Raw genomic sequence first — 18,171 nt, forward strand, 5'->3', positions numbered from 1 at the left:
GATAAAGTTTGTAGACCTTTCGGAAAAAATCTACTATACTGTGCCGATGAATATCAAAAACAAACGAGAATACTTTTTACCGCTTATATTAACCTTTGCGGTTATTGCACTTGATCAACTAACCAAATGGCTGATTATTAAATCGATTGATCCGTGGTCTGTGGGCGCTTCTTTTTGCGGAGACCTCATACGGATTGTCTGTGTTTACAATACCGGTGCAGCGTTCAGTCTAGGAAGCGGACTTTCCTCCGTTATGCGTTTTGTCGTAATGGCCTGCATCCCAGCCTGCTTTATTGCCGGTATCTGCGTAGTCTATTTTAAATCGGAGTTCCCACGGGTACAACGCTGGTTTTTAAGCGGCATTATCGGCGGCGGAATCAGTAATCTACTCGATCGTTTTTTTAGAGCGGAAGGCGTTGTGGATTTTATCGACGTTAAATTTTTCGGTCTTTTCGGTTTGGAACGATGGCCGACATTTAATATCGCAGATTCCGCTATTGTAGTATGCGGAGTGGGTTTATTTGTTGCGCTTCTCATACAGGAAGGAAAGGACAAGAGCAAAACCCCAGCAACGCCGAACGATGGGGAATAAATGCGGAATATTATCCTTTTTTTAATTATCGGGACATTGGTAACGCTCGTACTTATTGTCGGATGCAGTGCAGTATGTGCCGCAATCATTATTTTGCTGGCAAAATTCGTGAATGAGCATATTTTAGCGGCGCTGCCTTTTTCAGTTATTGCCGGTATTGTGTTGTCGTTTTTCTTTTACGGTAAAATTATGAAGAAAATAATGAACAAATACGGATTAAATAACAAAAAATAAGCGGTAAAAACAAGGATTAATAACCGTCGGACATCTGGCGGTTTAAATCTTTTTGGCACAGTTCTTGATAAACAGGAGCTCTTGTTTTCAGTTCTTCTTTAACCGTCTTACTGAACGGCATATAGCGCCAGAATACATTCCGCACTTCCCTATCGAGCTTCTGTATTCCTTCGCTTTCCTTAGTCATCCAGATTAAATAGTCTTCGATAAAGTATTCTTTTACATCACCTTTCAGTTTTTGGGCTTGGAACCATTGATAATAGTTACCTGTTAAACCTTCTTCCATCCAATAGTATGAAGCCTTTTCTTTTGCAACCTGCCATCGAAGATCGGCTGTAGCCGTTAAAAGCGCATTTTTCAAATTTTTTGTATACATCGGAATTGCAATGCGCCCGCGACTGGTTACGCGGTTATACCGATCGAAGGGTTCCCAACAAAAACCGATATCACCGTAAGAGGGAATAAGCACCACGAACGGGGGGATTCTATTCAGCTGAGAGCGATACTGGCGACAATACGCTTCGCAGTCAATGCTTTCAATCCAGCGCATAATCTCCAATACGTTTTCTCTAATACCGATTTCGTTCGGTGTACAGCGGAAGAATTCGCGCGATAAAATAGGAAAGTGATTCCCTTGCCGTCCGCAAGTCATCTTAACCATTTGCCGAACAGTTTCCAGCTCCGTATTTACGTCGGAGACATTCAATTCACCATCGCCGCTCACCTCGATTTTTTCTTTTAACAAGCGGACATCTTCATCTACACGGTGATACTCATTCAAAAAGTTCGTCAGTTCTTTATCCAGCGCAAGTATCCGTCTCAGACTGTCACCCAGATCGCTTACATTGCGCTTCTGTATTTCAGTAAAAGGCGCTTTTATTCCTGCAAACCCCGCAAGACTGTCATGTACAAACAGCTCATGGACTTGACTTTTTACCAATTCTTCCGCACTGGAGCGTTCATCCGATTTGGCACGAAGCAAATTTTCCGCACTTTGCAATTTTCCCTGAGCCTTATTAAGCAGTTGCTGGAAATGAGTTGACATATTCTTCTGTTTTGTCCGCACCTCATCAGTGGAAGAAGGATTAATCAATCCGACAGCAATATCATGGAACCACTCATCAAGGTAATAAATAGGTTCATTGTAGGAATTTTCATCAATAATCTTTGCAAACGTATCTTTTTGTTCAGCGGTTAAAAGCGTCGGCAAAATGAGTCCGTACCGTAACGCATACTTTTTTTCGATTGCGGATTCATCTGTCGGTAATTTTAACACAAGCACGGAAATGAACTGCCAATAGTTTGTAACAAGCTGCTGCCGGTATACGGCACGGTCTTTTTGATCACGGGTTGTAAGATATTTTGTGAGCGTATTGTGTAAACGCTGAGAAGTTTCACCACAATTTCTTAGCACTTTTTTATAAAAATCTGCCGAATCAAAATAGGTGTGTGGAGTATCATTATAAAAACGTTCAACTTTGGGAAACGCTTTAACGGTTAGGTCAACTCTGGCCGGACTTGGTTCTAAGCTGCCGGAAGCTTCAGGTGAAGCGGATAAAAGGATATCATCGCCAATATCACCAAAGAGATCAAGAGATGGAGCAGAAGGAGAAGGGGCTACAGGAATATCTTCCAATAAGGCTGCAAGATCAGGATCAAGATTTGATATATCCATACGCGGTTCTATGCCTTCCTTCTTTTTATTTTATCCGGATTATTTTATTTGGAGGTGAGGGGAATTGAACCCCTGACCTCTTGCATGCCATGCAAGCGCTCTAGCCAACTGAGCTACACCCCCAAAAGGCAACGAAGTGATTATGAAGGAAATTCCATTTTAGGTCAACCCCTCGATTCTGATGTGGCTGCATTCCTTTTGTGCAAAATTTTAGATAAAATTTTGCACAATCTTTTTCAGAAACACGGTAAACGCATCAGACAAGTAAATCAAATTCCGCAGAATAATGAGGCATGACAAGCATTTGAGCCGCCAATCGGCGAAACTCTGCTTGGATAGCCTCATTATTCTGCGGGGCTGGTAAAATGACCGACTGATGCGTTTACCCTGATAAATGCCTCGTTATGAATTGCTTTTTTTTTATAAATACGATATTCTATTATAAAAGCGCTTATTATGCGTTACGGGGGCACATATATGTTACCTTTCTATTTTCTTTCTGTTACCACAAACCTTATGATGGGAGGAATTTTACTCCTTTCTGCAAAAAACAAAGAGGAATTCACCATCAAATACCCTCTTTTAAACGATCCGACATTTTTGCTGGTACTTCTGATTTTTTCAGGAATTTCGGCCGTATTTAAACTTCTCAGCCCCGTCGCAGGAAATACACCGTTGGTCGGCGATCTTATCCCCGCGCTTTCGGGTATTCTCGGCTGTATCGTCTTCTTTGAACGTTGGGTTAAAGCCTCGGAAAATCAGCTAACACTGCCACCGTTCTTAACCCGTATTCTTAACTTCGAACAGCCGATTGGCTTCTTCTGCTTATTTGCCGGTGTTACTCACCTGCTTTTTTCGCAGGTACTGTTCTTATAGTCTATGCGTCAATCGGTAGTAGGTATCGTCCGTAAGGATAATAAGTTTCTGCTGGGCTTGCGGACGCCCGGCGGCGATGTCGGAGAACATTGGGAATTTCCCGGGGGAAAGTGTGAAGCAGGCGAAACACACGAGCAGACATTAATCCGCGAGTATGAAGAAGAACTTGCTGTCCACATATCTGTCGGGCGGTTTATTGCGCGTAAACATTTTCAAAATGAACACCGTAATTTCGACCTTTTTGCTTACGAAGTGATTCTGCCGGAAAATCAAACGTGTGTTTCTTCCGTACACTCCGAATTGAAATGGTTTTCGCTTGATGAGTTGCAGAATATTCCAATAGTGCCGTCAGATGCTCTGTTCATTTCTGAACTTCGAAAGTTTTATCAGCTATAATCGTGAAAAAAGTGATACGAAGCGACTGGGGTATCAGACACCTCATTGTTGTGCTGTGCCTTTTTTTCTGTTTGTTCTCCTGTACTCGTCATACAACACTGGATTCTATTATCCTGCCGTCTGATTCAGCCGTAAATGACGCCGACCGGTTTGCTGTTATTGTCGAAACCTATATCTCATTAAAAGATAGTCCGGGGGCGAACGGTATCATTGTCAACCACGCACGACGGAAAGAAATATACGAAGTAACGGGGACGCAATTCGTATCAAAAGATTCGGAGAGCGAGCTGTGGGTGCATCTTACGGATGGCTGGCTGCAACGCTCCTTTGTAGAGTTATATCCGAGCAGGGCAAAAGCCGAAACAGCCGCCGCTCGGTTAAAATAAAATGGAAGGATACTCTCACTACCCTATTGCATTCTAAGGGAGTACCCTAAGGAGAGAGATTATGCCTCAGAAGATCGGAACGATTTCGCGGGGATTGATAGCGCCCATTGTACATGCCGGAGATGATATTGCGACGATAGCAGTAAATATGCTCTTGTCGGCGGCGGAAACGGAAGGCTTTTCCATTCACGATCGGGATATACTTGCTGTAACAGAATCCGTTGTGGCGAGAGCGCAGGGGAACTATGCTTCTACCGATCAGATTGCCGCCGATATACGGGAAAAGTTCGGAAACGAGCACATCGGTTTGGTATTTCCTATCCTGAGCAGAAACCGTTTTGCAATCTGTTTAGAGGGTATCGCAAAAGCGGGCAACAGGCTGACGCTTGTGCTGAGCTATCCTTCCGACGAGGTGGGAAACCGGCTAATGGATCCCGATACGGGTAAAGCGGAGGCGGTAAATCCATGGCAGGATACGTTTACGGCTGAAGAATTTACCCAGCGTTTCGGGGTATATAAACACCCGTTTACCGGTATCGATTACATCTCTTTTTATAACTCAATCATCAAAAAATACAATGCACAATCTTCTATTCTACTGGCCAATGATCCGTGCGCCGTTCTTTCTGAAACAAAATATGTACTCGCCTGCGATATCCACACACGGGAAAGTACAAAACGGCGGTTAAAAGAACACGGCGCAACTTGTGTGTACGGTCTTGACAATATACTCACTAAACCGATTAACGGCAGCGGATATAACAACAAGTACGGGCTGCTTGGTTCAAATAAGGCGACGGAAGATTCTATCAAGCTCTTTCCGAACGATTGCCAAGCATTGGTAGAGAAAATTCAGCTTATGCTTAAAGAAAAAACCGGTAAAACGGTTGAAGTGATGGTATACGGCGACGGAGCCTTTAAAGATCCTGTCGGGAAGATTTGGGAGCTTGCTGATCCTGTTGTGTCCCCCGGCTTTACCGCAGGATTATCCGGCACACCGCATGAGGTAAAATTGAAATACCTTGCGGACAACAACTTTAAGGATTTGTCCGATAAAGAACAGTACCAAGCAATGATTAACTACATCAGTGAGCATAAGAAACATGCCCTTTCATCACAGATTGATCAAAAAGAAGCTCAAGGTACGACCCCCCGCCAATTAACCGATCTCATCGGTTCGCTGTGCGACCTTACTTCCGGCAGCGGCGATAAAGGGACGCCGATCATTTTTATTCAAGGTTACTTTAATAAATTCGGTGAATAAATGAGATGCTAAAAACCGCTGCCATATCCAGCTCCCTGTAAGCTCCCCGCTGGAAAAAATCTTGCTTTTTTGCTATCTTTAACCGGTGAAAAGAAAACTCCTGTGCTTCCTTGCGTTAATAGGCGGCCTTCTCTTTTTAAAAAGCTATGTTTTAGATATAAGGCGGATTTCGGGACATTCGATGGAACCCACCCTTTCCGATGGGCAGTTTGTTGTTATATGGAAATTGGCGTATGGAATTCAATTTCCTGCTGCGAACCGGTATCTTTGCCGCTGGGGAATGCCGAAAACAGGGGATGCCGTCCTCTATCATATAGACGGGCGGTTTGTGGTAAAACGCTGCGTAAAAATAGAAAATACGGAACTGCATTTTCTTGCGGCCTCGCAAGAAGCGCCGGAAAGTTATGGAACACTTAAATTAGATGATAACAAAACTGTTGCGCTTAACCGTGTGCAATTTAGAAATTTGGGAGGATTTTTACCGCAAGCCGAACAATATGTTCCTGCCGGTTTTATTTTGGCACTCGGCGATAATGCAGCCCAGTCCCGCGACTCCCGCGATTACGGATTTGTCTCGGTCGATAGTATCTGCGGTCGGTTACTATGGAACTAAATCATTTTATTTCTAAAAAACGTATTGCTTTTTTTATCGGCCTTTTGCTCATCTTTACCGGCTTAATCGTCGCAAAATATGCACGAGCGATGCTTGGTGCGGAACCGGAAGTACGCACCGTTAAAAAAACTCGTGAGCGTGGAGCAATTTTAGATCGGAACGGAAAAATCTTAGCGGCAGCGACAACGTTGTATAACCTATCGGCAAATAAAACACTGATTGGAGATGTTAACCGACTTGTCAATATCCTTTCACCGATTCTCGAAATATCGGAATCCGAGCTGCTTGATAAAATTCAAGATTCCAAATCAAATTTTTTGTATTTAAAAAAGAAATTGAGTGAAAATGAAAAAGATATTTTAAAAGATGCAATACGGGAATATGGACTAAAAGGATTACGGCTTGAAGCGGTAGCAAACCGTATCTATCCCGAAAATGCGCTCGCTTCAACGTTGATCGGCTATCTGGGCGATGACGGCAAGGGGTTAGCCGGTATTGAATACTCTATGCAGAACATCCTCTCTCCGCCTGAAGGTACTGCCGGTGCCGACAGAAACGGTTATACGGTTGCCTTAACAATCGATGCTTCCATTCAATATATGCTGCAACAAATAGCCGAACGGACAATGAAGAACTCAAAGGCGGAGGCTGTCATTTTTTTGGCTGCCGATGCAAAGACGGGTGAAATCCTTGCGTATATAAACGAACCGTCAGTCGATTTAGCTCATTTTACATCCAGTAAAAAAGAAGAACGGTTTGACCGCCCCGCCTATTTTATTTATGAGCCGGGATCCGTTTTTAAGATTTTTTCGATAGCTTCTTTTTTAGAGCTTGGCACAACGAAGGATTCCGATGTTTACACCTGCGATGCACAATTTGCGTTTAAACCGCGTCGAGCCAATGAAAAAAAAGACCAAAATGTGATCCGCTGTTTGCGGGTACACGGCCAAGTAACGCCGCGTGACATTATCAGGTTTTCTTGCAACGACGGGATGGCACAGATTGCCGACAAAACGGACGCCGCAGCCTTTGCCGAAAAGCTGCGGGCATTCGGGTTCGGGAAAAAAACCGGACTTGAGCTACCCGGAGAAGCGGCAGGAATTTTTGCGCCGGTGTCGTCATGGTCAGCCCGTACTAAACATACGATTGCAATAGGACAAGAAATCGGCGTTACATCCCTGCAAATTGTACAAGCGGCAACGGCATTTACCAATAAAGGCAAAACATTAAAACTCAGCCTATTATCCGAAATTCTGGACTCGGCAGGTAAACCGGTCTACCGGCATAAACCGAAATCACTTGAACAGGTTATTTCGGCACAAACGGCAAAAACGGTACTTGGTTATATGCAGACTGCTGCCGATGACGGTACCGGCTTTCGAGCTTCGATTAAAGGCGTACCTATCTCCGTTAAGACCGGTACGGCGCAGATGGCGCAAGCGGATGGGCGCGGCTACAGTTCCACCGATTACCTCAGCAGCTGTATCGGTATTTTTCCCGTCGATGATCCGCAGATTATTTTGTATATGGCAGTTATCCGTCCGGTCGGAGAAACATACGGTTCACTGGTCGCCGCGCCGGCTATCTCGGAAGCTGCAAATGTAATTATCGATTATCGTGGAATGGGGCGGGCAAATGCGCCGAATGTAACCCATACTGGCATTATTCAATCGCACCGCCAAACACCCGTAACCGTCGGCGACACGATGCCCGATTTGCTCGGAACTCCCAAGCGGCTGCTCCTCGATTTATTAGGGAGAACCGATATTACGGTTAAGCTAACCGGAGACGGCTATGTAACGGCTCAAAGCCCAGCGGCGGGAACGCCGATTGTAAAAGGAATGATCATTGAACTCACCCTTGAATAACGGCACAGCTTTTGTTGGTGCGGCTTCTACCGGTAACAATGGTGCTTCCATCGGTGCCGGAACAGCTTCTACCGGCGCACCCTTTACTATCGATACCGAGGTATTTCTCAGAAATTGTAACGACTTTACCGCCCGCTTTCCCGAACAGGCGGCAAGGCTTGGACTCAATCGGTCGGAAACGGCTCTCCAATGTTTACAAGCCGTACCGCCTGCATACCAATTAGTACAAGCAAAAGCAAAGGGTATAGAGCGTACGCCGACGCTGGCGGTAAACGGCAGCTTTGTGCATTCAAAATATAACCCTCAAGAAGAAGCCCGCCGTATCCTCGATTCCGAATTTTTTCAAACCGCAGAGGTGCAGAGTCGCTGTATCTTTACGGGATTCGGGTTAGGCTATCTTGCTTCGCAGTATATTGAACGGTTTCCCGCCGCCGAAGCGGTAATCATCGAAGCAGATCGGAACATTTTTCTGTGTTGCTTGGCTGCCCGCCGCCTCGATTCCCTTTTCCGGCACCGGCGCTTAAGTCTTCTGATCGGAACACAGCCGGAAGAAGCCGCCTCATTTCTCGCCTCAACAGGATGGAATAACAAGATACTGTTTAAAGCACCCGTTTCTGCCGAAGCGTATAAACCGTGGTACGGGACTTTTTTTACGCTGCTTGAGCGGAATAAAATGAAAAACAGCATCAATGCAAAAACACTGGAACGCTTCGGTACACTGTGGTTAAAAAATACGGTAAAGAACCTCGATATGCTTTGCACGGCGGCAAAGATCGGCTGTTTTAAAAATGCTTTTCCCGATACGGCTGCCGTCGTCCTTGCCGGTGGGCCGAGCTTAACCGCTCATCTTGAGCAGATTAAAAAAAGTAGCAAGGATTTTTTGATTATTGCGGTGGATACGGCAATGCGGGCATGTCTGCGAGCAGGCATTACCCCTGACTTTATCCTCAGCTTCGACCCTCAATATTGGAACTACCTGCACACCGCCGGATTAGATACCGGCAAGTCCATTTTAATCAGCGAGGCGGCGGTTTTTCCGGCGGTACTCCGGCAGCGCTACCGGGCAGTGTTCCTCTCCGAATCTTCGGTGCCCTTTGCCCGTTATCTTGAAAGCAAAGGCGAAAAGCAAAACGGCGATGAGGACTGTGTACTCGCCGCCGGAGGTTCGGTTGCAACGACTGCGTGGGATTTTGCACGGTATATCGGCGCCAAGCCCATTATCATGGCGGGGTTGGATTTGGCCTATCCCGGTAAGCAAACGCACTTTGCAGGCAGCACCTTTGAAGAAGCCGCCCATACCCGCTCCACCCGTGTTGCTTCCGCAGAGCAGGCAAACTTTAATAGCTTATATTCGGCCTTTCCTTCGCTGTATCAAGATTACGCCGGAGGTACGGTATTAACCGACCGCCGGATGCTGCTTTATGCGTGGTGGTTTGAAAGCACGCTTGCCAAATATCCGGAGGTTAAAACCTTCAATCTTATGCCGCACGGGGTGTTCATTCCCGGAATGCCCGCCTGCTCTGCGGAAGATTTTGCAGGCATGACCGGCGGCCTCCCGCGCGTCGCAATCGATGAACGGTTGGAAACCCTTGTAAAAAACGTGTATTCCCAAGCATTTTTAGACGGATGCGACGCGCGGAAGCGGCAGTTAGCCGCTTCGGTCAAGGCAATGACCGAGAGTGCCGCCGGTCTCGCAGCCCAAGCCGAAAAAGCCGAAACGTTGTGCCGCCGATTAGTAGAATACAACAAAGAAGACGCAGGCAAGAGTAAGCATTCCGGTAACGGGAGCTGCGCCCGTGAACAGGCTGCCTTAATTGCACAACTCAACAAAATAGACGAGAACATAAAGAATGGTTTTGCAAAAGATTTGGTTGCCGTGCTCTTTTTTAATGACGAAACGAGCAAAGACAGCGAACTGCAGCCCATCGTTGCCGCAGAAAATATATACAAAAGAATTCATCAGATGGCGCTGCAGGTACACGAGATATTTAAAAATAAGTAGATAATACCTCTGGGCATCTTTAAAAGCTTCAATATTTCAAGATTCCCGAAAAAGAACAAAAAAAATTCTAAATATTTTAAAGTATCTGCCGATAATGAAAACAGAAGGGGGACATTAAACGGCGGTATCAACATCCAGACGCCGTTTCTTATACACCCGAAATGAGGACGGTTTGATGCTGTTGATCAAGCCGTCCTTTTCTTTTTTATATGCACTTTATCTTAGAATAAAGGCAATCGCATCAGAAGCATAAAGCAAATACCGCAGAATAAGAGACAGGGGAACCATTTGAACCGCGGAGTGGTTCAACTCTGGTTACACGGTCTCTTATTCTGCGGGGGTATCCACAAAAGTTTCTGATGGGGTTGCCTTGATGTCATCTTCTTTAAAAAGCCAAATCAGTGCATCATCGATTGCTTTTGTGAGGACGAGCACATGAATATTTTGCTTTTCTTTCTGCGCATATTTTTTCCAGTGTTGCAATGAATGTTTTTTTAATTTTCGTTTTTCTTCTTCGATTTGTGTACATACCTCATCTTTGCTCACATCAATATAATGATATAATCCGCATGCCATAAAATAAATACTGAGCAATCGAACAAGCGGGTCTTGCTCTGTTTCCAGCACGTATGAAAATTTCTCCGCTGCTTCGCGATAGCGTTTTAGCATCTGTGCCGAGAATGCATCATAAAACGATACCCACGGGGAATTTTTATAAGGTTGTCCGGCAATACGAGCCATAAAGCCAGCAAGCCCTTGATAATCGTTTGAAAGCAGCTTGGCTGCTGCAAAACGGGAACCAAAGGTTCTAATATATTCAGGTTTATACTTTTCGAGTACACGTTCAAGCCGTTTTAATATTTCAAAATCTCCCAATAAAATACTGATTTCACACAGCAGCCGTACTTTTTTAGCGGTAAGATGATGTTTTTCAAAAATTTCCGTTTCCAAATAGAGTGAAAGCGCAGGCCAATCTTCAGCTTCAAGAGTCGTTATGAGTTTCCAGTTGCTGATAAAGAACATATTCATTCCCAGCAAGAGAATCATGAAAAAAAGGACGAATATCCAATAGTTTTTAAAAAAACTGCCGATAAATTCAGTACCGGCAGTAAAGAATGAAAAAGAAAGCACTGTAAAGAAGATGGTTAATAGAACAGTGTTAAAGATAATAATAAGCACTTTTAATTTCATTCAAAATCTCCTATAATCTATATAGTGGTATGAATTTTTCGATCATACTGTCAGTGTACTACAGGAGCGTATTTAAGTGAATACATTAAAACTTTTAGAGCTGAAACCGCCCGTATATTTTACGGAGGACGTGTACATTGATAAAAAGTTTTTATTATTTACAAGAGAAAGCTGTTTTACAGATGAATTAAAAAGACTCCTGTCCGAATGGCAATTTACGCTTCTCTATACAAAAGGAACCGTCACCGAAACAAATCCTCAAAAAAAAGAAAAGAAGAACAAAGAAAAAACTGATACACCCGAAAAAGGCCAAGTTCTAACAGAACAAAAACTTTCGGGAGAATTAGTAGAAAAGACCTATCAAAAATTTTATGCTTTTACCAACGAAGTGTATGAAGCCTATCGTAACCGACAGTCGCTTAATACAGAAAACGTAATTGCCAAAATGAAGGAACTGTGTACCTTTGTACAAGAAAACCGGCAGGCAGTACTTATTTTACAATCTATTATGCCATATAACGTGGACAATTTTCTCGTTACCCATTCGCTTCGGTCGGCAGTTTATGCCATCGTAGTCGGTATGGAACTTAAAATGCAAAATCATCAGCTGGTTGAATTGGCAACTGCTGCATTAATGCATGAGATAGGTCTTATTCATATTGCCGAAGATATTTATTCCAGAGCCGGCGAACTGTCTGATGAAGAAAGAAAGTATCTCCATGTGCATCCGGTACTTTCCTGTAAAATATTAAAGAAAGCAAAATTCCCGCTGCCGGTTTGTCTTGGCACGCTTGATCATCACGAACGAGAGAACGGTACGGGGTATCCTCAAAAACTGACCGGTGAAAAAATTTCTCTTTATGGAAAGATTATTGCGGTTGTCTGTTCTTATGAAGCGATGACCGGCGAGCGTAAATATAAGAAAGCCGATGATCCTGCGACAGGCTTATTAAATGTTTTGCGGCGGGAACCTTCGCAATATGATGAAGAGGTGCTGAAAGCACTCTTGAATGCACTGTCGTTTTTTCCAATCGGCAGTTTCGTATATCTTTCAAATAATACCGTTGCGCAGGTAATCGACAATAATTCAGAGGATCCCCGTTTTCCCATTGTACGTGTTATCGATAGATCTGCAAAAACAACTTTTTCGGAAGCTATTCGTACTGCCATGGACGGTATTCGTATTATGCGTCCTGCACGTAAAGAGGAATGGATCGCCGCCCTCAGCAAAGGCAAGAAAAAGGCGTAACTTCGGCAGCCATCATCAAGGATTATACATCCGTGTTGTAAATTGATAAAACATCACGGATTATATATGCGCTACACACTACCGTAACCGCACGATAGTCTTGCCGGTGCCGCCGTGTTCGGGGCGGGCAAAGAAAAATTCTGCGATGTATGGAGCGGCGGCAAGTTTTTCGTGTACCATTGTTTGCAGTACGCCGTTTCCTTTCCCGTGTACAATCGAAAATTCCTGCATATTATGCATCAAAGCAAGATCGAGTTGATTTTGCAGGTGCTTTTCCGCTTCGTCAAGCCTCATTCCTAGTAGGCGCAGTTCAAGTTCAGGGCGGCTTTCCTTATGCAGCTCCGCTTCTACCACAACCTGCGGCGTGCGTAAGGGTGCGGTGCCGGACAAGTTGAGCGGTTCGAGTTTATCGGCAGGGAATGTCATTTTAACGGTATCGACCGCCACCAGCCAGTTCTTTTTTTCTTTCCGGATAATGACGCCGCGCCGATGCAGCTGAGGAATAAGTACCTCCATACCTTCGGTCAGTATTTCGCTTACCGGAGCGCCGGTTGCAGGCATACCGTTTGCCGGTTTCCCGTGTCCTTGCTCCTGCTCGCGATTTCGAAGCGCCTGCTGTAGAGCGGAAAGTTCCTCCTGTTCAGTGCGGATATCCGTTTGCTCTTCTGCAAGCATTTTTCCGAAATCGGCAAAAAACTGTTTAAGCTTACTCGTCTTTTCGTGTGTCAGCTCCCCTTCCTGAATTTCCCGCACGAGGTTTTCTATTTCGTTGCGCTTCTGCTCGAATAAATCGTTCAAGCGTTTATACCCCTGCGAGCGGAGAACTTGCTCCTTTTGGCGGAGCTTGAGCGCATTTAAATCGAAGCGGCGCTGCTTTTCCCGCAATGCTTTTTCTGTCTCGTCTTTTTCCCGTTCAAAGACCGCAAGTTGCTCATGCTTTTCCATCAGCCCCTTGATGAGGGCGGCGGCATCGGCGGAACTGTCCGCCATATACGCACGCGCGGCGCGGATAACGTCGGGGCTTAATCCGTTTTTTTCCGCAATATCGACGGCGCGGCTTTCACCGGGGATGCCCATCAGTATCCGGTATGAAGGGCGCAGCGTTGCTTCATCAAAGGATACGGAGGCATTTATGCAGCCGCTTTTCCGGTACGCATAGTTTTTCAGCACACCGTGATGGCTCGTTACAAAGACCCGCGAACGACGGGTAAACAGTTCATCCAAAATCGCCATAGCGAGCGCGCCGCCCTCTTGAGGGTCGGTACCGCTGCCAAGTTCGTCGAGGAGAATAAGGCTTTCCTCATCAGCCGCTTCCAAGAGTTCCCCAACGGTACGCATATAGGCGGAAAAGGTGGAAAGCGAGCGGTCGAGCGATTGCTCATCTCCGATAGCGCAGCCGACATAGCGGAATACCGGCAGCCGTGTTTCTTCCCCTGCGAGTACCGGCCAGCCGGTTTGATTTAATAGAACAAAGAGGGCGGCAGTCTTTAAGCTGACGGTTTTGCCGCCGGTGTTCGGTCCGGTAATAATCAGTATCCGCTCTTCCGCCGCCAGTTTTAGGTCGATGGGAACCGCCGCCGCGCCGAGCAGCGGATGCCGCGCTGCCTGTAAATAAAAGTATTGAGAATTCCCCGTGTCGGGTACAAAGACGCCGTTTTCCGTATATGCCCAGCGAGCGGCGGCGGCGGCACAGTCCAGCTCTAACACAAGCTTGTATGCCTGCTCAAGGGCATCCGCTTCCTCCGCGAGTTTTGCACTGATGCTCACCAACAGGCGGTGCAGCTCCTGTTCATACTCAGCCTGCGCCCGCATCAATTCGTTATTACGTAGTACAATACTTTCAGGTTCAAGGTAAAAGCTTTGCCCCGATTGGGAGTATTCGTGGATAATACCCTTAATCCGCCCCTTAAAGTTGGAACGCACGGCGATAACTTGCCTGCCGTTCCGCAGCACGGGCGCAGGTGTTTGTAGCATTCCCTTGGTAGAATCGTCGGTGCAGTAACTCCGCATTGTTTTTTCGATATCGGCTTCGATACGCTGCATCTTTTTTCGGATAGCCGTCAGCGAGGGAATGTCGCGCAGCGTTCCGTTCTTGTCGATAAACGAAAACACCGCCTGCTCGGTTTGCGGAAGCGGCGGTATCGATTCGATGAGTGTACAGGCGGTGCTGTCCGTCCGTTTTTGCTTTATAGCCCAAGTCTTCAATTCACCGACTTGCAGCGCTAAAAGCCCCGCCGCGTAGAGTTCCTCTATAGTAAGGCAGACGCCTGCGGTATGGAGCTGTTTTAATACGGAATTGAGCGGCGGGAGGTTTTTAATCGGGAGCGGTTCATCAGCCTGTAAAAACGAAAGAATATCCCGCCCCAACTCCTTTACTGCGGTAATCTCCGCAGCATTCTGTAGCGGCCGTTTTTGTAGGCAGCGTTCTCGCGCTTCCTCCGATTTGCAATATCCTGCGATAATCTCCGCAATGCGGAAAAATTCTAAAACTTCTAATGTATGCGGTGTCATTACGTTCCTTACTTACTTTACTTACTCACTACCATTATAAACGGTAAGCAGTTTATCAGTTTTTGCGGTTTCTCGATAGTGCTTTCCGATATACTGATTTACAAATAACATCTCGATAACTCACACATTTTTTTATTTTTTCTTCTTAAGTGTTTTGCGATAACTCCGATATATGTAATAAGCACAGTGAAAAGGTTGTGCACCCTTCATTGTGTTACGTTCTTCTGTGTCGGATAGCAGAGGATCTGAAAATAATTATTGACATATCGGCAGGGATGCCGTGACGGACGCCGTAAGGTAAAAAATCGTCAAAAATCGCCGAAGGAGTAGCAATATGATCATTAATCACAACATGAGCGCTATGTTTGCACAGAGAACTCTTGGCCAGACCAACGTGTATACTCAGAAAAACATAGAAAAACTTTCATCCGGTTTACGCATCAATCGTGCAGGGGATGATGCTTCCGGCTTAGCAGTTTCCGAGAAAATGCGAAGCCAAATCCGCGGCTTAAATAGAGCAAGTGCCAACGCTCAAGACGGCATTTCCTTTATTCAAGTTGCAGAAGCATTCTTGCAGGAAACAACTGATGTTATGCAGCGCATCCGTGAATTAAGCGTTCAGTCTTCGAACGGTATTTACAGTGCTGAAGATCGCTTGTACATCCAGGTTGAAGTATCTCAGCTTGTTGCTGAAGTTGACCGGATCGCAAGTCACGCACAGTTCAACGGTATGAATATGCTTACCGGCCGTTTCGCTCGTGAAACAGGAGAAAACACCGTTACCGCTTCTATGTGGTTCCATATCGGCGCCAACATGGATCAGCGCGTACGTGCTTATGTCGGTACAATGACCGCTAAAGCACTCGGTGTTCGCGACATTGGTGACGAATCGATTCTTACAATCGATACGCCTGAAACAGCAAACCGTGCAATCGGTACCATTGATGAAGCCATCAAGAAGATCAACAAACAGCGGGCTGATCTCGGTGCATACCAGAACAGACTCGAGATGAGTGTTGTCGGTATCAATGTTGCAGCGGAAAACCTCCAAGCCTCGGAATCACGCATACGTGATGTCGATATGGCTAAGGAGATGGTAGAATTCACCAGAAACCAGATCCTGACGCAGTCCGGTACGGCAATGCTTGCACAAGCGAACCAGCAGACACAAAGCGTAATGTCTCTGTTGCGCTAAGCATTAGAGAGTGACGGAAAAGGTTGCCTCCTACTAGGAAGCAACCTTTTTTTTTATTATAATCGCCTCCGTTATACATTATGCGACAACTTACCGAACTGGATATTTATATATTAAAACAAGAATTCCCTCAGCTCAGCCTTACCGAAGACCCTGATATTGAACGCTATTTTGAATTTCGCTCTTTAAATAGACAAGCGGAGGCATTGCGGCTCTATAATACAAAATTGGTACATCGATATCCTGATAATAAGATACGGGTACAGTTGATGACCTATTACCGAAAGCACGATTATCGATTCCATATTTTGCTGACCGATTCGCTTGTTCAGCTCGCCGATCGGACTGTTGTTCAGGTCAAAAGAGTTATCGTTTTCTTTGCAGACACCATTGCCCCATTAAAGCGTGCAGAGGTCTATACCATTATTAAAGTATGCGAAAAAGTCATTAATGCTATTTCTCCGAATCGATTTGCCGCTATTAGTTTTACTGAAAAATATACGCGGTATGCCGAGAAGCTTAAATACCATGCTGCCGATATGCGGCAAGCTGCTGATATCATCCGCATGTATATTACCGATACAATTTCTTCTGTGCGGGAATACCGTGAAGAACAGGATCGGAAAAACGCTCAAGAGCAAACACGGAGAGCGCTTCAAAAGGCGAAAGCTTCCGTTGTCGATTTTTCAAAAATTGTCTTCACAAAAGAACAGATTGCAGCAATCACCATACCTTCATCCATAATCCGTATCGAGGATAAAGTACTTGCCTATACTATGAAATATTGGAATCGCTATGCCGACGGTGCTTTTGAAAATATACTGCTTTTGTACAGCAGAAAGTACGGCACTAATCATTATGCGATTTTCCATGCGGTAAAAGTAGGCAGAGTGCGTAATTGGAAAGATGAGGAACTGCTCCATGCGGTGCTCGCGAATGTAGCACAGGGATACTATTACAGCATCTCCGGTGATTTATACTTACAACGAGCTTGGAAGCAGTTAAAGCTTAATCTGGGACCTTCGTCTCCGCCTTCGCAAGCTAAAGGATTGCCCGTACCGGCTGTAAAAAAAGCAAAAGCGGCAAAACGGTCAAAAAAACAGACTGAAAAAACAGCGGTTCAAAAAACGAATAAAGCGGAAAAGGAAACTGCTTCCACACGTAAGAAAAAAGAGACGAAAAAAAATGTTCAGGTTAATTCCGTTTCCGTGTCCGGAGCTGCAATGCCGTCTGCAAAAAAAGTATTGCAAAAAAACACAGTAGCAGCATCCGAATCAAGAAATAGTACGAAACCGGTTGCAGCAGCTTCAATACTAGAATCCGGAAAAATCGCTCAGGAACAAGCAGTCGGTGAAAAAGCATCGAGTTCCGTTCAAATATATCCCATTAATGAGCCTAAAGGTCTACCGGTGTCTATCGCCGAAACGGTGAAAAAAGTAACAGGCAAAAGCTACGGCATCTACCGTGATCTCTTCTTCAAAGAAGTCCGTTCGGCAATTCGTACAATTCTTCAGCATTCGGTAGTACAAAAATTATCGTTCTTTGGCAGCGAACAAAACAATGCCGAAAATATCATTTATCGATTTCTAGAAACCAATTACGACAATCCCTATCAGCAATGGCAGGGCAGCAAAGAACAAGCCGATGTGTTCACACAGGGCTTCCGCATCGAAAGCCTCGAACCGATTATCCGCCTTTGGGCTAAAGAAAACCTCTGACGCACAGGACAATCGCATCAGATGCTTTGGCAATATCCCCGAAAAATCAGGAGGCCGTTCAAGCAGAGTTGAACCTCTTCGCGGTTCAAATGCTTGCCCAACCTCCTGATTTTTCGATTTTTATTTATTTGTCTGATGCGATTGTCCTTCTTCTAAAATCAACAACCCCGACGCGAGCGTCGGGGTATGTTGTTCTCATAAGGTGGTTGCAGTCGGCTTTAATACCCTTTGTTACGACGCAGAGCGTCGGGGTATTAAACTCTCCGCACGAATAAACTGTGTGAAATTTTGGTTAAAATTTCGTACAGTTTTTTCAACAGGCGGGTAAACGCATCAGGTAGAGTAGATAAAAACCGTGGAAAAATTAAGACTGTGAGACCATTTGAACCATCTTCAACTGT

General features: G+C 45.3%; 15 protein-coding genes and 1 tRNA gene. 12 read left to right on the plus strand and 4 right to left on the minus strand.

Annotation, left to right across the window (positions count from 1 at the left end; translation table 11 throughout):
- Nucleotides 1–46: 46 nt before the first annotated feature.
- Nucleotides 47–592, plus strand: coding sequence for a signal peptidase II (lspA, locus tag DWB79_RS06160; RefSeq protein ID WP_016523174.1), 546 nt, complete (start codon nt 47–49; stop codon nt 590–592).
- Nucleotides 593–826: a hypothetical protein gene (locus DWB79_RS06165; protein ID WP_016523175.1), complete on the plus strand. Its 234-nt coding sequence runs from the start codon at nt 593–595 to the stop codon at nt 824–826. It abuts the gene before it with no gap.
- A gap of 16 nt (nt 827–842) precedes the next feature.
- Here DWB79_RS06165 and DWB79_RS06170 read toward each other — a convergent pair whose 3' ends face one another.
- Together DWB79_RS06170 and DWB79_RS06175 are read right to left on the minus strand one after the other, a co-directional pair.
- Nucleotides 843–2,501 (minus strand): hypothetical protein, encoded by a 1,659-nt coding sequence (locus DWB79_RS06170; RefSeq protein WP_016523176.1) that lies wholly within the window; start codon nt 2,499–2,501, stop codon nt 843–845.
- Nucleotides 2,502–2,550: 49 nt separating this feature from the next.
- Nucleotides 2,551–2,624 (minus strand) — tRNA-Ala (locus DWB79_RS06175).
- A gap of 354 nt (nt 2,625–2,978) precedes the next feature.
- Between DWB79_RS06175 and DWB79_RS06180 the strand changes: the two genes are divergently transcribed.
- The 7 genes from DWB79_RS06180 (at nt 2,979) to DWB79_RS06210 (ending at nt 9,906) form a co-directional block, all read left to right on the plus strand.
- Complete coding sequence (locus DWB79_RS06180; RefSeq protein WP_016523177.1) at nt 2,979–3,377, plus strand: hypothetical protein; 399 nt, start codon at nt 2,979–2,981, stop codon at nt 3,375–3,377.
- Nucleotides 3,378–3,380: 3 nt separating this feature from the next.
- Nucleotides 3,381–3,773: a (deoxy)nucleoside triphosphate pyrophosphohydrolase gene (locus tag DWB79_RS06185; protein ID WP_016523178.1), complete on the plus strand. Its 393-nt coding sequence runs from the start codon at nt 3,381–3,383 to the stop codon at nt 3,771–3,773.
- Between the two features lie 11 nt (nt 3,774–3,784).
- Entirely contained in the window at nt 3,785–4,159 is a 375-nt protein-coding gene (locus DWB79_RS06190; protein ID WP_252722468.1) for a hypothetical protein, read from the plus strand.
- 61 nt (nt 4,160–4,220) lie between these two features.
- The gene (locus tag DWB79_RS06195; RefSeq protein ID WP_016523180.1) at nt 4,221–5,423 is read left to right on the plus strand and encodes a coenzyme F420-0:L-glutamate ligase; all 1,203 of its coding nucleotides are present in this window, start codon (nt 4,221–4,223) and stop codon (nt 5,421–5,423) included.
- A gap of 85 nt (nt 5,424–5,508) precedes the next feature.
- Complete coding sequence (lepB, locus tag DWB79_RS06200) at nt 5,509–6,036, plus strand: signal peptidase I (RefSeq protein WP_084762280.1); 528 nt, start codon at nt 5,509–5,511, stop codon at nt 6,034–6,036.
- A complete protein-coding gene (locus tag DWB79_RS06205) occupies nt 6,027–7,904 on the plus strand; it encodes a penicillin-binding protein (RefSeq protein WP_016523182.1) in 1,878 nt (625 codons plus the stop codon). Before lepB ends, DWB79_RS06205 begins: the two co-directional genes overlap by 10 nt.
- Nucleotides 7,885–9,906 carry a motility associated factor glycosyltransferase family protein gene (locus DWB79_RS06210; protein ID WP_016523183.1) on the plus strand — a complete coding sequence of 674 codons (2,022 nt, stop codon included), beginning with the start codon at nt 7,885–7,887 and terminating at the stop codon, nt 9,904–9,906. Before DWB79_RS06205 ends, DWB79_RS06210 begins: the two co-directional genes overlap by 20 nt.
- A 327-nt stretch (nt 9,907–10,233) precedes the next feature.
- Here DWB79_RS06210 and DWB79_RS06215 read toward each other — a convergent pair whose 3' ends face one another.
- Nucleotides 10,234–11,097, minus strand: coding sequence for a hypothetical protein (locus DWB79_RS06215; protein WP_016523184.1), 864 nt, complete (start codon nt 11,095–11,097; stop codon nt 10,234–10,236).
- A 76-nt stretch (nt 11,098–11,173) separates the two neighbouring features.
- Between DWB79_RS06215 and DWB79_RS06220 the strand changes: the two genes are divergently transcribed.
- The gene (locus DWB79_RS06220) at nt 11,174–12,346 is read left to right on the plus strand and encodes an HD-GYP domain-containing protein (protein WP_016523185.1); all 1,173 of its coding nucleotides are present in this window, start codon (nt 11,174–11,176) and stop codon (nt 12,344–12,346) included.
- 78 nt (nt 12,347–12,424) lie between these two features.
- Here the strand turns inward: DWB79_RS06220 and DWB79_RS06225 are convergent, their stop codons facing one another.
- Nucleotides 12,425–14,857, minus strand: coding sequence for an endonuclease MutS2 (locus DWB79_RS06225; RefSeq protein ID WP_016523186.1), 2,433 nt, complete (start codon nt 14,855–14,857; stop codon nt 12,425–12,427).
- A gap of 334 nt (nt 14,858–15,191) precedes the next feature.
- Here DWB79_RS06225 and DWB79_RS06230 point away from each other — a divergent pair, with 334 nt between their 5' ends.
- Nucleotides 15,192–16,052 (plus strand): flagellin N-terminal helical domain-containing protein, encoded by an 861-nt coding sequence (locus DWB79_RS06230; protein WP_016523188.1) that lies wholly within the window; start codon nt 15,192–15,194, stop codon nt 16,050–16,052.
- An 80-nt stretch (nt 16,053–16,132) separates the two neighbouring features.
- Entirely contained in the window at nt 16,133–17,770 is a 1,638-nt protein-coding gene (locus DWB79_RS06235; RefSeq protein WP_016523189.1) for a hypothetical protein, read from the plus strand.
- Nucleotides 17,771–18,171: the final 401 nt, after the last annotated feature.

This window comes from Treponema medium (assembly GCF_017161265.1).
GTDB lineage: Bacteria > Spirochaetota > Spirochaetia > Treponematales > Treponemataceae > Treponema > Treponema medium.

What these genes read in the sequence shown, in the direction of transcription:
- lspA (WP_016523174.1), top strand. Translation starts at nt 47, where the DNA reads ATGAATATCAAAAACAAACGAGAATACTTTTTACCGCTTATATTAACC.
- DWB79_RS06165 (WP_016523175.1), top strand. Translation starts at nt 593, where the DNA reads ATGCGGAATATTATCCTTTTTTTAATTATCGGGACATTGGTAACGCTC.
- DWB79_RS06170 (WP_016523176.1), bottom strand. Translation starts at nt 2,501, where the DNA reads ATGGATATATCAAATCTTGATCCTGATCTTGCAGCCTTATTGGAAGAT.
- DWB79_RS06180 (WP_016523177.1), top strand. Translation starts at nt 2,979, where the DNA reads ATGTTACCTTTCTATTTTCTTTCTGTTACCACAAACCTTATGATGGGA.
- DWB79_RS06185 (WP_016523178.1), top strand. Translation starts at nt 3,381, where the DNA reads ATGCGTCAATCGGTAGTAGGTATCGTCCGTAAGGATAATAAGTTTCTG.
- DWB79_RS06195 (WP_016523180.1), top strand. Translation starts at nt 4,221, where the DNA reads ATGCCTCAGAAGATCGGAACGATTTCGCGGGGATTGATAGCGCCCATT.
- DWB79_RS06205 (WP_016523182.1), top strand. Translation starts at nt 6,027, where the DNA reads ATGGAACTAAATCATTTTATTTCTAAAAAACGTATTGCTTTTTTTATC.
- DWB79_RS06215 (WP_016523184.1), bottom strand. Translation starts at nt 11,097, where the DNA reads ATGAAATTAAAAGTGCTTATTATTATCTTTAACACTGTTCTATTAACC.
- DWB79_RS06225 (WP_016523186.1), bottom strand. Translation starts at nt 14,857, where the DNA reads ATGACACCGCATACATTAGAAGTTTTAGAATTTTTCCGCATTGCGGAG.
- DWB79_RS06230 (WP_016523188.1), top strand. Translation starts at nt 15,192, where the DNA reads ATGATCATTAATCACAACATGAGCGCTATGTTTGCACAGAGAACTCTT.
- DWB79_RS06235 (WP_016523189.1), top strand. Translation starts at nt 16,133, where the DNA reads ATGCGACAACTTACCGAACTGGATATTTATATATTAAAACAAGAATTC.